Source organism: Arsukibacterium sp. UBA3155, assembly GCA_002364615.1.
Classification (GTDB): domain Bacteria; phylum Pseudomonadota; class Gammaproteobacteria; order Enterobacterales; family Alteromonadaceae; genus Alishewanella.
Map to the genome: position 1 here is coordinate 212,346 of DEYP01000002.1, position 19,140 is coordinate 231,485.

A 19,140-nucleotide genomic window follows, 5' to 3' on the forward strand; every position below is an offset into this window, starting at 1 on the left:
TTGTTACATTTAGTTTTAGACTCAATGCCTTATTAACGGTACGCTGGGAGTAATCTTTGCCCGTTAATAAGGAATAATAATGCGTAAATCTCTGCTGTTTATTGCGATGGCCAGTGTCCTCACTGGCTGTAATCCAAGCCCCGAAAACACCACCAACAACTTTAATTCAACCGCACTAACTGAACAATCAGTCAGCCAACAAACTGCTGAAGTATCGACGACTGAAAGGCTAAACCAATGGTTTGCCGAAAAGTACGAACAACAACTGCAACAAAGCCCTATACAGATGACCTTTATGGGACGAAAAGACAAATACGATCAAATTGATGATGTCACGCTGGCAGCTGAACAGCAACAACTGGCATGGCTGGAGCAATCCGTTACCGAACTTAAAGCCAACTTTGCGTATGATGAACTGGACCTGGAAGCTCAGACATCCTATGACGTTTGGGTCTATCAATACGAAATGGCCAAGGCCGGTGCAAAATTCAGACAAAACAGATATGTTTTTACCCAAATGCAGGGGATCCATGCCTTACTGCCGCAAATTCTGATTAATTTTCACAAAGTAGAAAACGCCGATGATATGCAGGCTTATGTTGCGCGCATTGAAGGGATAAGTAAGGCGATAACAGACTTACTGGCGCGGGCTCAACAAAATGCGGAGCAGGGGGTTCGTCCGCCAAAATTTGCTTATGAGGGGGTACTGACTCAATTAGAGAGCTTGCTAGCTGGGGCTCCATTAACGGATGCAGAGCAGGATATCCCTTTATGGGCCGATACCAAGGCTAAAATTAACAGCCTGATTGCCGCAGACAAACTGAGTGATGAACAGGCGAAGCAGCTGACCAATGAAGCCAGATTAGCGTTAGAGCAGCATTTTAAGCCGGCTTACAGTGGTCTCAAGCAATGGTTAGAAGACGATATAGAAAATACCGACACTGTCGCTACCGGAGTTGGCAAACAAGCGAACGGCAAAGCCTATTATAACCATCAACTGAAAGTGTCAACCACTACGGATTTAACCGCAGAAGAAATTCATCAGATTGGTTTAGATGAGGTTGAAAGGCTGACAAAGGAGATGACAGCCATAAAGGATAAACTGGGATTTCCTGGTGATTTACAGGCATTTTTTGAATTTATAAAAACGGACGACCAGTTTTACTACCCGGATACTGATGCCGGTCGACAAGCCTATATTGATGACTCTCAGCAATATCTGGATTTTATTAATAGCCGGTTACCTGAATTCTTTGGTACCTTACCGAAGGCGGGCCTGGTGGTTAAACGGGTAGAGCCGTTTCGAGAGCAACCTGGCGCAGCGCAACATTATTTTCCTGGCACTCCGGATGGAACACGACCTGGCGTTTACTATGCCCATTTGTCTGACATGCGCGCGATGCCGAAAAATGAAATGGAAGCCATTGCTTATCATGAGGGCAGTCCGGGGCATCATATGCAAATTTCAATAGCCCAGGAACTCAGCTCTGTACCCGCTTTTCGCACGCAGGCTCGCTTTACTGTGTATTCAGAAGGCTGGGCGTTATATGCTGAATTGTTGGCAAAAGAAATGGGCGCTTATCAGAACCCCTATTCTGATTTTGGCCGGCTAATCACCGAAATGTGGCGTGCGGTGCGCCTGGTGGTAGATACTGGATTACATAGCAAAGGTTGGACTGAACAGCAGGCGATAGAGTATTTTCGTGAGAAAACCCCAATTGCTGAGGGCGCAGTAGTGTCTGAGGTACGTCGCTATATCGTGATGCCAGGTCAGGCGACTGCTTACAAAATTGGTATGATTAAAATTCTGGAACTACGCCAGTATGCCGAGCAGGAATTAGGTGATCGCTTTGACATCCGTGAATTTCACGACACGATTTTAACCGGTGGGGCCTTGCCACTTAATGTGTTAGAGCGTCGGGTGAAAAACTGGGTAAGCCAGCTAAAAATCAGTGCAAGCAGCTAAGCCATAGTGCTTAACGGGTTGTCAGTAACACCCCATTACTGGTAACCCGTTACTTTATCGTTATTTAGCCAATGACAATATAGTCATTTTCAAAGTAACAGCCCTGGTGCTCCGCCGGGTGTAGCTGTACAAAGCGTCCGTCAACCTGTTCCAGTGCCACGCATTGTTCCACCTCGAACACATTATCGGTGTGAGGTTTGTCCCATTTCAGATTGAGGTGCTGTTTTGCAAGTTGCTTAGCTTGCGCTTTGCTATCAGCAACCAACATGAAATAACGATGCTCTTCGCCAAATATACTGCTGAGATAGCCACCTAAATTAATAAAAAATAACTTAGGGCCTGAGGTTTGGGGCGTATCGGCTAAGGTAACCGCAAAACCGTCTACTCCGGATATCGCCATCCAGGCATCTATATGCAATCCTTTGGGCTCGGCAAACCATAGCGCACGTAATTGCGGATAGGTTTGTTCAAGGTTGTCACCGGCAACGAAAACGACATCGTGCAGCTCAACATTTGCTTTAGGGTGGCTGCCGCCTAACATGACCATATACAACATGGGTTTACATCCTTACACCGGTTTAATCAGGCGCAGATAGTAGCGGGTAACAGGTTAATTTACTACTGCTGGCTTACTTTGCCAGATAACTGTAAATCCTTTTTTCAGCACATATAAAAACAGCAGTGGCAATAATAAGGTTTTTAAGAAAAACAATGCCATAACATTAAGAATATTGGTTACGGCATCGTCCAGTCGCTGCTTTAACTGATAAACCAGACGCGGGTTAACTGCATCTTTAACTGCCGCTATACCATCGCCCAGCGACGAAAAGCTGTTTGCAATAGCGGCAAAAAACCCCGGTGTTTTTCCCTCTAAAGCCATTTCGGCAAGCTGAACCTGATTACGAATATCAGCTTGCTGGCGCAGCAGATTCTGTTGTTCATTCTGCCAGCGTTGCTGCATTTCGCGCCGCTGCTTTATTTTAGCCGTTAACTGTTCAACTCTGGGATCAGGTTTAAGATAATTTAGTCGCTGTAACACCCCAAGCTCATCCAGCAGACTGTCTAATTGTTGCTCCAGGCCGGCCAGCTCCTGTTGCCCCTGCTGCTGCTGTTGCTGAAGTTTTAACACGGTTCGGCTGTTGCTTGTCAGTTGTTGTTGTAAGGTCGAGATATCTTCAGTTAGGTCACGGGTTAATGCCGGGTTTATCAACTGATTATCTTGGTCCTGAACCCCTTCAATCGATTCCAGAATATGCATTTGCTGCTGGGTGCGCTCATATAAAAAAGCGTTGTCTACCAGGCCATTTGCCGCCACAACCAACACCAGGGCAAAACGCAGAAACAATAATGCTAAAAAGCAACGAAGCAGCAGCATCTTAAAATAAACCGAGCTGAATACGCCGGGCAATAATGAGCTGACCAAGACAAGTAATGCTGAAATACTCAGCATTATTTTAAAAAACGTATCGCTGACGATTTCAAGCAATACTTTTTGGATCACCAGAGAACCAATGGCAAGTTTCATTGCTGAGGAGTATTGTTCAACCAGGTCGTTTAATGGATCAAGTACCTCACCAGCGCCAACAGAGCCACCGACTCCAACGCTGAACTCAAAAGTTACAGATTGCAGAAAAGAAATAAGCGCATTCATGCCTCTGGCAATTAAAAAAGCAGAACTAGCTTCAACCAGAGCATCATCAATATACGCGGTGGTATAGCGATCAATAATGCCGCTCCAGGATAACATAACGCTGAGCAGAATAAGGCTAAAAACAAACCAGCGAAGCTTATTGGAATAAGCACTATGCTTACTGTTAATTGTCGCGACTGCCATGGCGTTGCCTCTTAGCGTAGGTAGAAAAGCTTGTCGATGCTAGCAGTCAGATGCGGTGCTGTCGATGCGCAAGCGCCGCTTAACTCAAATTACCGCAGCCTGTCGCCAATTGAGCGAGTTTTGTGATCATCATCGGCTATAAACCGTATATTGACGGTAATAGCTAATCCAGACATTTTTCTGTCGGAAAGATCTGACTTTGTTAACGTGCACAGTGTCACATTGCAGGGATTTTTTTCCGTTTAATAAACGGCTAACCGGCCGCAAAGGAACAGTACATGACAACAGCATGGCAAAACGCGATATGCCTCGCCGTATTAGTAGTAATTAGCACAAGCAGTTTCAGCAGCGTTGCACAGAACCGCGGCGCCGGGCGGGCAGCACAGGTTATCAGCATGCCGGTAGAATTTGAACGTATCAGCACTCAGGTTGAAGCGGTTGGTTCGGCTGAGGCGGTGCAATCCGTCGTCATTTACCCTGCGGTGGCGGATAAAGTGACAGCCATTCATTTTACCCCGGGACAGCAAGTACAACGAGGCGATGTTTTACTGGAGCTTGATGCACGGCGCCAGCACGTGGCATTAGACCGGGCCAGGATCCAGCTCGCTGATGCAGAGCGAACCCTGGAGAGACTGACAACCAGCCGACGTCAGGGTGCAGTACCTCAAAGCCAGTTGGATGATGCAATGACCGCCCGGGATTTGATTAAAGTGGCGGTAACAGAGGCGGAAGCAGAACTTGAAGATCGCACTGTCAGGGCGCCTTTTGCCGGTGTCGTCGGCTTAACCGATGTTGAAATTGGCGATAGAATTACCCAGCAGACTGCGATCACTACTCTGGATAACCGCAGCCAGCTATTGGTTAATTTCAGAGCGCCGGAAACTGCGCTAAGCATGTTACAACAACAACCAAAGTTGACCTTGCAGCCATGGCAGGGGGGCACCATAAACCTTGATGCCGAAATCAGTCAGGTTGATTCGCGTATTGATAATGTTAACCGTACCATCAGGGTGCGTGCTCTGCTTGATAACAGCAATGATTTATACCGCCCAGGAATGAGCTTTCGGGTGAAACTTGAAGTTAGCGGTGAAGCCTATGCCGTTGTCCCTGAAGCGGCGCTGTTGTGGGGGGCAACTGGTGCTTATGTCTGGATGGAGCAAGATAGCAAGGCCAAAAAAGTCGATGTGCAGATAAAACAGCGGCTTAGTGGCCGGTTACTGGTGGCGGCCGATTTGGCCGAGGGTGACATGTTAATTACCGAAGGTGTACAAACCCTGCGCGCCGGCCAAACCGTGCAATCTGCAAACGTACAAAGGGCTGGTTTATGAAGCACGATCCTATCCACAATGACTTGCCCTCACTGTCAATTCGCCGGCCAGTACTGATTATTGTATTAAACCTACTGATCATCATCGCCGGCATTGCCGCTATTAATGGCCTGGAAGTGCGTGAGCTACCAGATGTTGACCGGCCTATCGTGTCGGTGACGGCAAGTTTCCCCGGCGGTTCACCCGAAACGGTAGACACCGAGGTGACCAGTAAACTGGAAGGTGCTGTTGCCAGGGTGTCAGGAGTTAAATCCATCAACGCTTCCAGTGAAGAAGGAAGCTCACGGGTACGGGTAGAGTTCCGACCTGGGATTAATCTGGATGATGCCGCCAATGAAACCCGCGAAGCGGTTAGCCGCGTTCAGCGTGAACTACCCGACGCGGTGGAACGTTTGGCTATTGTTAAAGCAGATAACGATGCAGAGTCAGTAGTAAGTATTGCGGTCTCCAGCAGCACACTGGACTTAGAAACCCTGACGGAACGCATTGAGACCGATCTTGCGCCGTTATTTTTAACTATTCCAGGGGTAGCGGATGTCAGGTTAAACGGAGACCGACAGCGGGTGCTGCGGGTTATTCTTGACCCACTTCGCCTGACCAGTTTCAACCTGGCAGTTACCGACGTTGCCGCAGCACTTCGACAGGCTCCGTTTGATGTGCCTGCCGGCAGCCTGCGCTCTACCGACCAACAGCTTATTGTCAGGGCGGATGCAACTTCAGTAAGCGCCGAACAGGTCGAGGACATCATTATTAGTGGTAATACCCGGATTGGCGATGTTGCTACGGTCTATTTTGGGCCGGCAGATGCCAACAGTATGGTCAGACTGGATGGTCGTCCGGTTATTGGCCTGGGCATTATCAGGCAGGCGCGTTCGAATACCATTGAAATATCAGATGAAGTACTGGCGCTGGTAAAAAAAGTTGAGAGTCGTTTTCCTGAATTACAATTGCAGGTGACTTCGGATGACGCAGAGTTTATCCGGGGATCAGTGCGCGAAGTGATTACTTCGCTAGCTTTGACCGTGTTACTGGTCATTTTTACCCTCTGGTTATTTATCGGCTCATGGCGGGCCACTATCGTGCCAGCACTATCTATTCCTGTATCGCTGATTGGGGCATTGGCGGCAATTTGGTTAATGGGTTTTTCAATCAACATTTTAACCTTGCTGGCGTTGGTTCTTGCCACCGGGCTTATCGTAGATGATGCTATTGTGGTATCTGAAAACATTCAGCGCCGGCGTAGTATGGGTCTTGGTGCACGTGCCGCTGCCGTTATAGGCACCCGTGAGGTATTTTTCGCCGTAGTGGCTACCACCGCGGTATTAGTGGCAGTGTTTGTCCCCATTGCGTTTCTACCATCAACTGCAGGCCGGTTGTTCAGGGAGTTTGGCGGCGTATTGGCCGCGGCCGTTATTATTTCATCCTTCGTCGCTTTATCGCTGGTACCGGCATTGACGGCCAGGTTGCCGATTAAGCAAGGTGCCAAAAATATGTTTGCCGGAGTAGGTAACCGGCTATTAACGATATACAGCCGCAGTTTGCACTGGACGTTGGATCATGCCCTGATCGTGTTTATTGCCTGCTTACTGGCCGCCGGTGGTGCAGGTGCCTTGTATGTAACGCTGGATAACGAATTAATGCCCAGCGAAGACCGTGGCACTATCCGGGTATTTGCCCGGGGTCCTGATGGTGTAGGCTTGAACTTTATGGATCGGCAAGCAGATAAAATGGAAGAAATTCTGTTGCCTTATGTTGATGGTGGCGATATCGACTCTATTTATACGGTGGTTGGCCAATGGGATCCTAACCTGGTATTTATTACCGTGCCGCTGAAAAACTGGAGTGAACGCGACAAATCTCAACAGGAAATTATTAATCAGCTCAGTCCGCAACTTGCCGCTATTCCGGGCGCTCCGGCCCGGGCCTTTGGTTCGAACAGCCTGAATTTACGTGGCCAGGGTGGCGGGCTGGAGCTGGCGTTAACTGGCGAATCTTACGCTGACATTTTTGCAGCAGCCCAGGCATTTTCAAAAGCCATTCAGCAACAATTGCCGGAACTTGGCATGCCCAGAATTTCTTACCAGCCTACACAACCGCAATTGCGGGTTAATATAGACCGGCGCAGGGCAGAAGAGCTGGGAGTGCCATTGTCAGATATTGCAGCAACTTTGCGGGTTGCGATTAATGGCGACGATCTGGCTGATCTGAATGTCGGAGATCAATCTGTTCCCATCATTCTGCAAGCGGCAGCGTCATCGGTCACCAATCCGTCTGATCTTGCAAACCTTTATGTCGGTTCAAGTTTGGGTGGTTTAGTACCTCTTTCCAGCTTGGCCTATATCTCAGAAGAGGGTGTCGCCGCTGAGCTGGAACGTCAGTCACAGCGCCGGGCTATTGAAATGGAAATGCAATTGCCTGAAGATTTTCCATTGGAGCAGGCAGTTGAACAATTACGCGAGCTGGCACAGCAGCAACTACCAGCAAATGTGGGGCTGGTATTTCTGGGCGAGGCGTTAACCTTTGAGGAAACCGCTCGTGAGGTTACGCTGACATACGTGTTAGCGTTTGTCATAGTGTTATTGGTATTAGCAGCACAGTTTGAAAGTGCCAACAGTGCAGTAGTTGTCATGGCAACGGTACCCTTTGGCATTGCCGCAGCGTTATTTGCCTTGTTTTTAACCGGTACCTCAATCAATATTTATTCGCAGATTGGGTTGGTTATGCTAATTGGGTTGTTAGCAAAAAATGCGATTTTACTGGTCGAGTTTGCTGATCAATTGCGGGACCGCGGTTATTCTGTGCGTAAAGCGGTAGAAGAAGCAGCTCAAATTCGCCTGCGCCCGATAGCCATGACGTTATTGTCAACCTTGCTGGGTGGTTTGCCGCTTATTCTGTCAAGCGGCGCCGGCGCTGAAGCGCGCAACGCTATTGGTTGGGTAGTATTTGGCGGCCTGGGCATTGCGGTGTTATTTACGCTGTACCTTACGCCCGTACTGTACCTGGCACTTGCGCGCTTTGCCAAACCACGGGCTGACGAAAGTAACCGGTTAGAACGCGAATTAGAAGCGGCCCAGACCCTTGATTAATTTGCGCTAGCGTAACAGCATTGTGTAACGTAAATAATAACTAGTGCATTTTAATGATAGAAATAACGCTGTGTGATGATCTATCGACAGTCAGTGCGGTGTCCTGGAACCGTTTATTTGACACTGATATGCCATTTTGCCAACACGCCTTTCTTGTTGCATTAGAGCAAGGCGGTAGTGTTGGCGAGGGCAGTGGCTGGTTACCGCAACATTTATTACTTTACCGGGACGGCTCACTGGTTGCGGCAATGCCCATGTACCTGAAGCTACACTCATACGGCGAATACCTGTTTGATTGGGCAATTGCTGAGGCTTACCAGCATCACAACCTGGCGTACTATCCAAAGTTGCTCTGTGCAATACCTTTTACGCCAGCTGAAGGGCCAAGATTCGGGGTAGCTGCCACGGAACAACCTGCCCAGATTTTTGGCTTGCTGTTTAAAGCGATAAGTCAGCGCCAGCAACAACTGGCGTGTAGTAACTTTCAGTGTTTGTACCCAGACTTTCCTTTGCAGCAAATAATGCGTGGCAGCGGCATGCTGGAACGCTTTGATGTGCAGTTTCAGTGGCACAATCATAATTATGATGCGTTTTCAGATTTTTTAGCGGCATTACCTTCCCGTAAACGCAAACAAATCAGCAAAGAGCGCGCGCAGGTAAGCGCACAGGGTATTATCGTCAAATATCATGCAGGCAGTGAGCTTACCCCTGATTTCTGGCACAAATTCAGCCAGTTCTATCAGGCTACTTATCAGAAAAGGTCCGGCCACAATGGCTATTTAACGCCTGAGACAATGTTGTTATGGGGCCGGGATATGGCTGAGAGTATCGTGGTATTTGCCGCATACCTGAACGACAGACTGGTCGCTGCTTCATTGTGTTTTAAATCCACGGACTGCTTGTATGGCCGCTACTGGGGCTGCCTGGCAGAGTTTGATAAATTGCATTTCGAATGTTGTTATTATGCTGGTATCGACTATTGCATTGCCAACAAGATAGTAAAGTTTGATGCTGGCGCGCAGGGCGAGCACAAGCTTAAACGCGGCTTTGTTCCGGTTATCCGCCGCGGTTTCTATCAATTTAGCCCAAGCCCATTAACCGAGGCAATCGCTGATTACTGTCAGCGTGAACAACAGGCACTGCTGCAGCATTATCAACTGATGACCTAAGCCGATTTTTACTGAAAAATTGAATTTATTGTCGGTTTTATTATCCATATTCTTGGCTATTTAGTTAATAAAAACAAAATAACACCCACCATGGGTTTTGAGTGAGCTTATCGGTACCCCGTAGCGTATATGCAAACTACTAGTTGCAATATTAAGGGTAATGATGGTTAACAAGGCATCAGCAGTACCTGGTAGCCGATTGAGTCGGTTAGGCGGACTTGCATCTCTTGCCGGGCGGGTTGCCGGTGGCATGCTGGCAGAGGGGGCCCGACAATTAGCGCAAGGTAACAGGCCAAGTAGTAAAGCGATGCTGCTTACCCCTGCAAATATTAAGCGCGTTGCAGATCAATTGGCTCACATGCGTGGGGCCGCCATGAAAATGGGTCAGTTGTTATCTATGGATAGCGGCGATTTACTGCCAGCAGAGCTGACAGATTTACTTGCTCGGTTACGCTCTAGTGCCAATCCGATGCCGGCTAAGCAGTTAGCGCAGGTACTGAGGCTGAACCTGGGGGAGCAGTGGCAGCAGCATTTTGCCGACTTTACCTTTAAACCCATTGCAGCAGCGTCAATTGGTCAGGTGCATCAGGCCTATCATGATAATGGAACCAAACTGGCGGTAAAAATTCAGTATCCCGGGGTCAGATCCAGTATTGACAGCGATGTCGACAACGTGGCGACATTACTGCGGGTAAGTGGCTTAATTCCGGCAGAAATGGATTACCACAGCCTGTTAGCTGAAGCCAAAATACAGTTAAAAAACGAGGCAGATTATCTAAAAGAAGCTGAGTATTTAAAGCGGTATCGTCAATTTCTGGTTGAGGATAACCGTTACCTGTTACCTGAAGTGTATCCCGAGCTCACCAGTGACACTATACTGACCATGTCTTATGTTGAAGGGGATCCTATAGAAAACTTATTGTCAGCATCTCAGGCGGAGCGGGACCGGGTTCTAAGTTTAATTTTCACGCTGTTTTTCAGAGAGTTATTTGAGTTTAAACTAGTGCAAACTGACCCTAATTTTGCAAATTACCTGTATAACACAAACACCAGCCAGTTAGTGCTACTTGATTTTGGTGCCTGTCGAGATTATTCCGATAAAATAAGTGATGGCTACCGGGCGTTATTCCAGGCCGCTTGCAGTAATAACCCGCAAGCACTGGATGACGCCTTAACCACCATCGGTTTTTTCAGCCAGGCGATTTTACCTGAACAAAAAGCAGCCGTACTTAACCTGGTGGCATTGGCCTGCGAACCTTTACGCCAGAATGCAGAATTTGATTTTGGAGCGAGTGACTTAGCCCGACGTTTGCGTGATGCCGGCACAGCGCTTAGCACCGAGCAAAATTATTGGCACAGTCCACCGGCCGATGCATTGTTTTTACACCGTAAAATTGCCGGTTTATATCTACTGGCGTCCCGGCTGCAAGTGAGGGTTAATATCTGGCAATTGCTTGAGCCTTATCTGCATCACGCCAATACGATACCGATACCTTATGCAGAAAAATAACCTTGCCAAATCAATCTTGCTGCTCACTATGGGTGTGTGCAGTTTTTCAGCAAAAGCTGAGCCCGCAACTGACTTGCCATTATGGGAGGCCGGGTTGCTTGGCCTTAGCATACAGCAACTGGCGTATCCCGGTTCTAACGAGCAGGTTCAACGTAGTTTTATTCTGCCGTATCTGATTTACCGGGGGGACTTTCTAAGGGCAGATCGTGACAACGTTGGCTTACGAGCATTCAAAAGTGAAACACTGGAAGTTGATGTCGGCTTTGCGGCCGCTCTGGGTGCTTCTGATGGCGACATTAAGGTGCGCCAGGGCATGCCTGAACTAGGTACGCTGGTAGAGGCTGGGCCACGTTTGCGTTGGACCATCAGCGATAACATCTGGGGCAGCAGGCTGCGTCTTGACTTACCGCTGCGGGCGGCATTCGATGTTGAAGAGGGCATGCGCTATAGTGGGATCAGTTTCGAGCCGGCACTGTTTGCTGATGTCACCACAACAGATGATCTGAGTTACACCCTTGGCGTCAGTGCCTTATTTGGCAGTGAAAAGCTGACAGACCGTTTTTATCAGGTCGCAGAACAATTTTCACAAAGTGACCGCCCTGAGTTCGACGCTAAACCTGGCTTAATTGCCCTTCGGTTTACTGGTGCAATCAGTAAAAAATTCTCATCAAACTGGCGTGGCTTTAGTTTTGCCCGATATGAAACGGTAAGCAGTGCCAAAAATCAGCATAGTCCATTAGTGGCACAAAACGGTGGCTGGTCGGTGGGGATCGGTGTCACTTATATCTGGGCCCGCTCGGCCCAGACAGTCAGTGGGTGGTAGCAATTAGTTACTGCCCGTTATAGCGCTGAAGTCAGCACTGCCATGACGTTCAGGTAACTGTAAGCCATTACCCCAATTACGGTTAACAATTTTGCCGCGCTGTACCGCCGGCCGCGCATTCAGTTGCTTTGCCCAGCGCTGAACGTTAGGGTAGTCCTGAACTTGCAGAAATTCGGCTGCATCATAAAGCTCACCTAATGCCAGCAACCCATACCAGGGCCAGATTGCCATATCGGCAATAGTGTATTCATCACCAGCAATGTACGTATTATTTGCTAACTGTTTATCTAACACATCCAGTTGCCGCTTGGCTTCCATGGTGTAGCGGTTAATAGGATATTCAAGCTTCTCTGGAGCGTAAGCATAAAAATGGCCAAAGCCACCTCCCAAAAAGGGTGCGCTGCCCATTTGCCAGAATAGCCAGTTCAGTGTTTCAGTGCGCTTTGCAGAATCCTTTGGGATAAACGCATCAAACTTTTCTGCCAGATAAAGCAGTATTGAGCCTGACTCAAACACTCTGCTACCTGAACTTTTATCAAGCAGTGCCGGAATTTTTGAATTAGGATTTATTTCAACAAAGCCACTGCCAAACTGGTCGCCGTCTTTAATGCTGATAAGCCAGGCGTCATATTCCGCAGCATTAACACCGGCCTCCAGTAATTCTTCCAGCAAAATAGTAACTTTAACGCCGTTGGGTGTTGCCATGGAATACAACTGTAAAGGGTGTTCGCCTTGCGCTAATTCTTTATCGTGTGTGGCACCTGAAACCGGGCGGTTAATATTGGCAAATTGGCCACCATTTGCTTTGTCGGCACGCCATACTTTAGGTGGGGTATAGTTCTCACTCATCGTTAACTCCTGATAAAAGATTTAAGCCGGTTAAAACGTTATGTTAAAGATATTGGCTTAACATGCCTGAAATACAAGGTGCCCCGATGCCATTGACAGAGAGTTTAGTACTAAGCAAGAATAAATAAGAATATGCGTTAAACATTGACAGTAATACACTTGGTAATTAATAAAAACCTGACAGGGTTGTCATTAACCATATGATTAAGAGACTAATAGCATTAGCTGTTGCCACTTTGGTACTTAGCGGCTGCGCTCAGAAACTACCTGATGACCGGCAACAAATTAGTGTTCCAGCAGAACTGCCCAACCTTCAAGTGATCAATAACGTCAGCTATAGTAGCCTGGCAGCATTACCCTATGGCAATAGCAGTATTCAGCTGGCCTACGGTAATGCGCCACTGCAGTATGGTCAATTATATCTGCCACCGAAGGCAACAATGCAGCAGCCGTCGCCCCTGGTGGTGTTTATTCATGGTGGCTGCTGGTTAAATGCGTATGACATCAGCCACAGTAATGGCTTCAGCCAGGCGCTGGCTGATCAGGGTTTTGCGGTATGGTCGCTTGAATACCGGCGGACAGGTGATGTCGGAGGCGGCTGGCCGGGCAGCTTTCATGATGTGCTAACTGGGATCAGTAGTGTGCAATCCTTGCTGGCAGGCTTTCCAATTGATCACTCCAATATTGTACTGGCGGGGCATTCTGCCGGTGGCCAGTTAGCGTTATTGGCGGCGGGCAAAAGTTATCATCAAGCCGCTTTGTATAATTTGCCGCCAATAAAGGGGGTGGTTGGCCTCGCAGCGATTACCGATATGCCAGGTTACAGCGCAGGAGAGAATAGTTGCCAGAAAGCCACCCGGCAGTTTTTGCAAGGCAGCGCTGCACAACAAACAGAATATTACCTGCAAGCAAACCCGCAACAGCAGGCCATGCACCCCAAAACCCTGTTATTGCAGGGCTCAACGGATAGTATAGTGCCAGTGACGCAGGCCAGTGCCAGTGGTATGCCTTTTCAGCTGGTAAACGAAGCCGGGCATTTTGATTGGATCCATCCGCACACCCCAGCGTATAAACAGTTTATTGCAACCTTGCAGGAGTTTTTTGCACAGTGACTTACTCAAACCCCGCTTCCGACAGTCTGGAAATTAGTCTTGAATATTTGCAGCAATGTGACGAGAAGGATCCACTGGCTGATAAACGAAACGCCTTTATCTTGCCTGAAAATACCCTTTATCTTGATGGCAACTCTCTTGGGGCGATGCCAAAAGTGGCAGCGGAGCGGGCCCAACAGGTGTTATCACAGCAATGGCCGCAGGATTTAATAAAAAGCTGGAATAGCCATGGTTGGATAGACTTGCCGGCCAGAGTTGGTGAAAAAATAGCACCGTTAATTGGCGCGGCAGCTGGACAGGTAATTAGTTGTGATTCAACCTCGGTGAATTTATTCAAAGTACTCAGTAGCGCCATGCTGTTGCAATCAGCAGGCAAGACTAATCGCAACGTTGTGTTGTCGCAGAAGGGTAATTTTCCAACCGACTTATATATGGTTGAAGGCCTGGCTACATTACTGGGTGAGCAACATTGCCGCTTAAAATTGATAGAGGACAGCGACAACACCCATGCCCTGGAGCAGGCCTTAACGGATCCTGAGTTAGCGGCCGCGGTTGCTGTTGTTATGCTTACTCAGGTTGATTTTAGAAGCGGCCGGCTGTTAAATATGCAACGGCTAACCGAGTTAGCTCAGGCCAACGGCATTATAGTTATCTGGGATTTAGCGCACAGTGCCGGTGCATTGCCGGTTGAACTGGATGCCTGTAATGTCGATTTTGCGGTCGGCTGTGGGTATAAATATTTAAACGGTGGTCCGGGAGCACCGGCATTTATCTATGCCGCAAAGCGCCACCATCAAAAACTGACGCAACCGTTAACCGGTTGGATGGGACACAGTGCGCCGTTCAGTTTTACCAGTCAGTATCAGAAGGCAGATGGTATTGCCCAGTTTCTGACGGGTACCCCTGCGGTTTTATCTATGAGTGTCTTAGATGCTGCACTCGATGTATTCAGTGATGTTGATATGATGCTATTGCGTCAGAAGTCACTGGCACTAAGTCGTTATTTTCATCTGCTGGTGCAGCAACACGAATGCCTGGCGCAGCTAAGATTACTGACACCGCAGCAATCGGCAGAGCGGGGCAGTCAACTGGCTTATCAGCATAAAGATGCCTACGCCATTTGTCAGGCGTTGATTAAGCATGGGGTGGTTGCAGACTTTCGGGCGCCAGATATTCTGCGTCTTGGTTTTACGCCGCTCTATTTACGTTACAGCGACATTTGGCATGCTGCAGCAACCCTGGCAAAACTGGTTAAAACCGGCGAGTATTTACAGCCCCAATACAGGGTAAAACATAAAGTAACCTAGCGCGTTACCTGGAAGCTAGTTGCCAGTTTTGATAAACCAGAGTAAACGATTATTGGCTGGCATAGTGCAATCTTGCTTTAACGTAAAGCCCTGTTGCTGCGCCAGTGCTAAAATTTGCTCAAAATCTCTGATCCCCATCGCGGGATCCCGGCTTTTAAGGCTAAGATCGAACGCCTGATTACTGGCACTGCTAAACTGCCCCTGATAATTAAACGGACCATAGATACACAACGAGGCGTTGTCTTGTAACAACGCCTTTAGCCTGCTAAAAAAATGTTGTACGACCGGCCAGGGCATAATGTGCAGGGTATTGGCGGTAAATAAACCATCTGCAGCTATAGCTGGTGCGGTACCTGCACAAATATCCAGTGCCAGCGGCATCGGTAAATTAACCAGGTTGGCCCGGCGAATGCGTTCAGCAAGCGCTGTCAGGTAAACAGGTTGATCGGACGCCTGCCAGCGTAAATGTGCTAAGTTTTCGGCAAAATAAACGGCATGCTGACCAGTACCACTGCCAACTTCCAGGATTTGGTTACAATTAGCAAACGCCTGCGTTAACAGGGTTAATATCGGTTCTTTGTTATTTTCACATGCCTGAGAAAAGGGCAGATCGGCGTAATTCACTTGCGATACCATAGTCAATTTTCAGTTCCAAAAATAGCCATCTGAACGTTTGAAAATAGGTTCAGCGTCCAAAAGTAACGTTTTGTATTATACTAACAGCTTATTCTACAAACTGATTGAGTCGCTACTCTTTGTTAGCTAGATTTAATCACGAATTATGAGAACTTCTGGTTTTGCATGTCTCATCTTAGTAACGTTGTAGCTTATAATCGCATCAGCTTGACCAACATAATAAATTTGTTGGCACTGTATCTTGTGAACATTGCTATTTTTTTGCTGCTGTTTAGTCACTCCGTCAATGCTAACACCATAAATACATCAGAGTTTAAAGATGGCGTTCCTGGCAAGTATATTGTTTATTTTCAAGAAAATAATGCTCAGCTTTCGCTAAAGCAAGCTCAGCAGGTTTTTTCATCAAATCAGGTTAAACAGGCCAATAGTAACTCTATTTCATTAGGTATTGGTACTGCACCGGCATGGCTGAAGTTTTCGGTTAAGCATGACGGTGTTTCTAAAGAGCTATACAGACTGTCGGTTGAAACGCCCTGGCTCGACCATATTGATACCTGGCTGGTGCATGACGGCATCCTCATTAAACATGTTATCGGTGGTGATGCGATACCTTTCAAGCAACGACCTATGCAATATCGTTTTTATGCCTTTGAACATGCTTTTGACCAAGGCATAACAGACGTTTACATTCGGGTTGAGTCGTTGGGTCCGATGGCGATACCTGTCAGGTTAAGCACCCGGGAAAATGCCATAAAGCGCGATATAGCAGCAGGTTATCAATATGGCGTGCTGTGGGGGATTATGTCGGCGCTGGCGCTGTATAATTTAGTGCTGTTCATTTTTATCCGACAAAAAGAATATGGTTTGTATGGTCTTTACCTCATCGGTTTTGTGTTGAACAGTTTGTCTTATACCGGGCATATCCATACCGTTATTACTGCAGATGCCGGAGCTTACTTTCAGGATTGGCTTGATATTACCTTAATGCTTACCTACAGCGTTGCCGGGCTCCATTTTGCCCGTTATTTACTCAATACCCGTGCTTATGCACCCAAACTAGATAGTACAGTTAAGTGGATTACCATTATTATTCCAACTGCGATGTTATTGGGGTTTGTCAGGGATCAGCTGGTATTTTCAACCATACTGGCCTTTATACTCAATTGTGGTTTTGTCACGCTTTTTATTGCCATGGGGTTATCCGCGCTTAAAGCACAGCAACCTTTTGCGGTGATTTTTATATTATCTTCCCTTACTGCAGCCATTTGTATTACGGTATCCACACTGGCCGTCGCGGGGTTTTTAGTCCCCTACAACGACTATACCTTTAAAGCCATTGAAGTTGGTATGGCGTTTGAGGCTATTTTATTGGCGGTCATTCTGGCGCGCCAGTTCAGAATGGCAAAATTGGATAAAGTAATTGCGGAAAGCTTTGCCCGCACTGATTCCCTTACCGGCTTAAATAACAGGCGGGGCTTTAACCAGGTTACCGACCCCATTTGGAACAATATCGTGCGTGAAAAAAGAGATGTCTCAATCGTTCTGATTGATATTGATTCGTTTAAAACAATTAATGATACCTTCGGCCATGCTTACGGTGACCAAGTGCTAATTGAAGTTGCTAAGTGCATCAAAGCAACCGCTAGAGAAGGCGATGTTCCCGCGCGCTGGGGTGGGGAAGAGTTTATTATCTTTTTGCCGGAGACAAACCAGAGAAAGGCGTTGATCCAGGCAGAGCGTGTACGCTCAGAAATTGAGAAAATCCAGATAATGACTGATACGCTCGCGATTACCCTGACAGCAAGTTTTGGTGTGGCAGGCAGTGAGAATGGATTAATCGGCAATAAAACCATGGCGGTAGTTGAACAAGAAAAGTTAATTAATAGTGCTGATATTGCGCTTTACACAGCAAAGAGTAAGGGTAAAAACCGGGTGTGTGCGATGAGTCTTTAAACTTTATATTATCTGGGGCAGCGTTATTTAACTCAGCATTAACGTCGCCCCAATCAAAACTATAAGATATTGATGACTACTTAGAAGTTAAACACCACTCCCGTTCCTAATAGTGATATATCGCTCTCAAACTGATAATTGGCGTAAAAATCGAACATTGGAGTTATACGATAGCGCACTGACAAGTCGCCATAAATAGTGTCATCCTCGCCCATATCGCTATAGCGCGCAGCAATACCTAATTCTAACTCTGGAGTTACCCGGTAGCGAAAACCTGCACTAGCCTGAAATCCGTTTATTGTCTCTTTCAAACTATTCGTTTCTGCAACAGAACGACCATATCCTGCTTCAAAAAAAGAATCTACCTGCTCTGAGATAGCATCGCGCATGCCCAGGCTTAAACTAAGCTCTGATGCGTCCATATCCATTCCGTTAAAAGAACCTGCTACATCGAAATAGCTACCCCGGATATAGATGTCCTTAGATAAAAGATAACTACCATTAAACTGATATCCATCTGGTTTAAATCTGTCTCCTGAACCGACTTTTATATTCAACTTAGCATATCCGGTACTTAAGTAGTTCCAGCTGATATCAGGTGTTGTCGCTGCCTTTGCAGAAAAAGTCATGCAACCGGCCAAAACCAATGCTACACCTGTAACGATTAACTTCATAAAACCTCTGTATGGAAATAAGGAAAATTACTGCTGGCATAGTAACAGAATTGAATTCAAGCTGTGAACAGGTTTGTTATTATTTAGTTTATCTTTGCCTGCTAAGGTAAACCTATCTGGAGTCGGAAGTAAATTTCATAGCATCAAACACAAGCTTCGCCCAAATTTTACAACCTGATTCAGAGGGATGAAAACCATCTGCAGCAAGCATGTCGGCCGCTAAAGCAAAGTTACAGCAAACCAGCTGCGCTTTTGGCCAGTTGTGTAGTTCGCTGGTTAAAGCCTGGTTCAGCATTCTGGCTTTAAGGCCCAACCAATAATTAATGGGCGAGGGCAAGGCAGTAAAGCGTTGTATCGGTGGTATCGCACAAAACAGTACTTGCGGATCGGTAAAATCTGTTGCCAGTCTGTCTAACAATATTCTTATCTGCTGCCGGAATTCGGCCTTACTATGAAGTGCTGTTACATCGTTAACACCAATAGATACCACCACTAAATCCAACCGGTACACCGCATTACTATGCGCATAAAGCTGGTGGAGTAAATGGTTCAAGCCCGCGCAATCTAGCCCGGTTTTCGCGGCAAGCTGCCAGTTCACCTGATACTGTCTCGCCAGCAAGTCCACCAGTTGTCCTGAAAAAGCGTATTTTTGCTGCGAAACACCCACACCCACACCCGCGGCAGCTGAATCACCACAAATCAGCAGTCGAAGCGGTTCACCACTGCCTTGCATACCACTACGCCGCCCAAGAGTTTCAGGTAAACACAAAGCGCGTTGCCGCGCGCGTTTACCTTGCCACAGTAGCAGAGGCCAACAGAGCAGGGTTACAAGGAGCCATCTTATCGTCATCAGTTAGGATTTAAGCCTTAACAGCCTGCTGTAATAAAGTGTA

15 protein-coding genes are annotated in these 19,140 nt (G+C 47.3%); 9 read left to right on the forward strand and 6 right to left on the reverse strand.

What is annotated here, in order from left to right; genetic code table 11:
• The first annotated feature begins 79 nt into the window (after positions 1-79).
• A complete protein-coding gene (locus tag B2X65_RS01015) occupies positions 80-1,966 on the forward strand; it encodes a DUF885 domain-containing protein (RefSeq protein ID WP_290609959.1) in 1,887 nt (628 codons plus the stop codon).
• A gap of 64 nt (positions 1,967-2,030) precedes the next feature.
• Here B2X65_RS01015 and B2X65_RS01020 read toward each other — a convergent pair whose 3' ends face one another.
• Positions 2,031-2,522 (reverse strand): DUF1543 domain-containing protein, encoded by a 492-nt coding sequence (locus B2X65_RS01020; RefSeq protein ID WP_290609961.1) that lies wholly within the window; start codon positions 2,520-2,522, stop codon positions 2,031-2,033.
• A gap of 54 nt (positions 2,523-2,576) precedes the next feature.
• Positions 2,577-3,800: a hypothetical protein gene (locus B2X65_RS01025; protein WP_290609963.1), complete on the reverse strand. Its 1,224-nt coding sequence runs from the start codon at positions 3,798-3,800 to the stop codon at positions 2,577-2,579.
• 278 nt (positions 3,801-4,078) lie between these two features.
• On the opposite strand from B2X65_RS01025, the gene B2X65_RS01030 reads away from it, so the two are divergent.
• The 5 genes from B2X65_RS01030 to B2X65_RS01050 all read left to right on the forward strand — a co-directional run bounded on the left by B2X65_RS01030 (position 4,079) and on the right by B2X65_RS01050 (position 11,716).
• On the forward strand, positions 4,079-5,128 hold the full coding sequence (locus tag B2X65_RS01030) for an efflux RND transporter periplasmic adaptor subunit (protein ID WP_290609965.1): 1,050 nt from the start codon (positions 4,079-4,081) through the stop codon (positions 5,126-5,128).
• Positions 5,125-8,214 (forward strand): efflux RND transporter permease subunit, encoded by a 3,090-nt coding sequence (locus tag B2X65_RS01035; RefSeq protein WP_290609966.1) that lies wholly within the window; start codon positions 5,125-5,127, stop codon positions 8,212-8,214. Before B2X65_RS01030 ends, B2X65_RS01035 begins: the two co-directional genes overlap by 4 nt.
• 53 nt (positions 8,215-8,267) lie before the next feature.
• The gene (locus B2X65_RS01040; protein ID WP_290609967.1) at positions 8,268-9,383 is read left to right on the forward strand and encodes a GNAT family N-acetyltransferase; all 1,116 of its coding nucleotides are present in this window, start codon (positions 8,268-8,270) and stop codon (positions 9,381-9,383) included.
• Between the two features lie 199 nt (positions 9,384-9,582).
• Positions 9,583-10,893: an ABC1 kinase family protein gene (locus B2X65_RS01045; RefSeq protein WP_290609968.1), complete on the forward strand. Its 1,311-nt coding sequence runs from the start codon at positions 9,583-9,585 to the stop codon at positions 10,891-10,893.
• Complete coding sequence (locus tag B2X65_RS01050) at positions 10,880-11,716, forward strand: MipA/OmpV family protein (protein ID WP_290609970.1); 837 nt, start codon at positions 10,880-10,882, stop codon at positions 11,714-11,716. Before B2X65_RS01045 ends, B2X65_RS01050 begins: the two co-directional genes overlap by 14 nt.
• Before the next feature lie 3 nt (positions 11,717-11,719).
• Here the strand turns inward: B2X65_RS01050 and yghU are convergent, their stop codons facing one another.
• Entirely contained in the window at positions 11,720-12,565 is an 846-nt protein-coding gene (gene yghU, locus B2X65_RS01055; protein WP_290609971.1) for a glutathione-dependent disulfide-bond oxidoreductase, read from the reverse strand.
• A 200-nt stretch (positions 12,566-12,765) separates the two neighbouring features.
• Between yghU and B2X65_RS01060 the strand changes: the two genes are divergently transcribed.
• Both B2X65_RS01060 and kynU read left to right on the forward strand, forming a co-directional pair.
• The gene (locus tag B2X65_RS01060; RefSeq protein WP_290609973.1) at positions 12,766-13,677 is read left to right on the forward strand and encodes an alpha/beta fold hydrolase; all 912 of its coding nucleotides are present in this window, start codon (positions 12,766-12,768) and stop codon (positions 13,675-13,677) included.
• Positions 13,674-14,984, forward strand: coding sequence for a kynureninase (gene kynU / locus B2X65_RS01065; protein ID WP_290609975.1), 1,311 nt, complete (start codon positions 13,674-13,676; stop codon positions 14,982-14,984). The genes B2X65_RS01060 and kynU overlap by 4 nt, the downstream gene beginning before the upstream one ends.
• Before the next feature lie 15 nt (positions 14,985-14,999).
• Here the strand turns inward: kynU and B2X65_RS01070 are convergent, their stop codons facing one another.
• Positions 15,000-15,620 (reverse strand): DUF938 domain-containing protein, encoded by a 621-nt coding sequence (locus B2X65_RS01070; protein ID WP_290609992.1) that lies wholly within the window; start codon positions 15,618-15,620, stop codon positions 15,000-15,002.
• Positions 15,621-15,863: 243 nt separating this feature from the next.
• Between B2X65_RS01070 and B2X65_RS01075 the strand changes: the two genes are divergently transcribed.
• Entirely contained in the window at positions 15,864-17,573 is a 1,710-nt protein-coding gene (locus tag B2X65_RS01075; protein ID WP_290609976.1) for a sensor domain-containing diguanylate cyclase, read from the forward strand.
• A gap of 80 nt (positions 17,574-17,653) precedes the next feature.
• On the opposite strand, the gene B2X65_RS01080 is transcribed toward B2X65_RS01075, so the two are convergent.
• Together B2X65_RS01080 and B2X65_RS01085 are read right to left on the reverse strand one after the other, a co-directional pair.
• Complete coding sequence (locus tag B2X65_RS01080) at positions 17,654-18,247, reverse strand: outer membrane beta-barrel protein (RefSeq protein WP_290609978.1); 594 nt, start codon at positions 18,245-18,247, stop codon at positions 17,654-17,656.
• Positions 18,248-18,359: 112 nt separating this feature from the next.
• Entirely contained in the window at positions 18,360-18,980 is a 621-nt protein-coding gene (locus B2X65_RS01085) for an SGNH/GDSL hydrolase family protein (RefSeq protein ID WP_290609979.1), read from the reverse strand.
• Positions 18,981-19,140 lie beyond the last annotated feature (160 nt).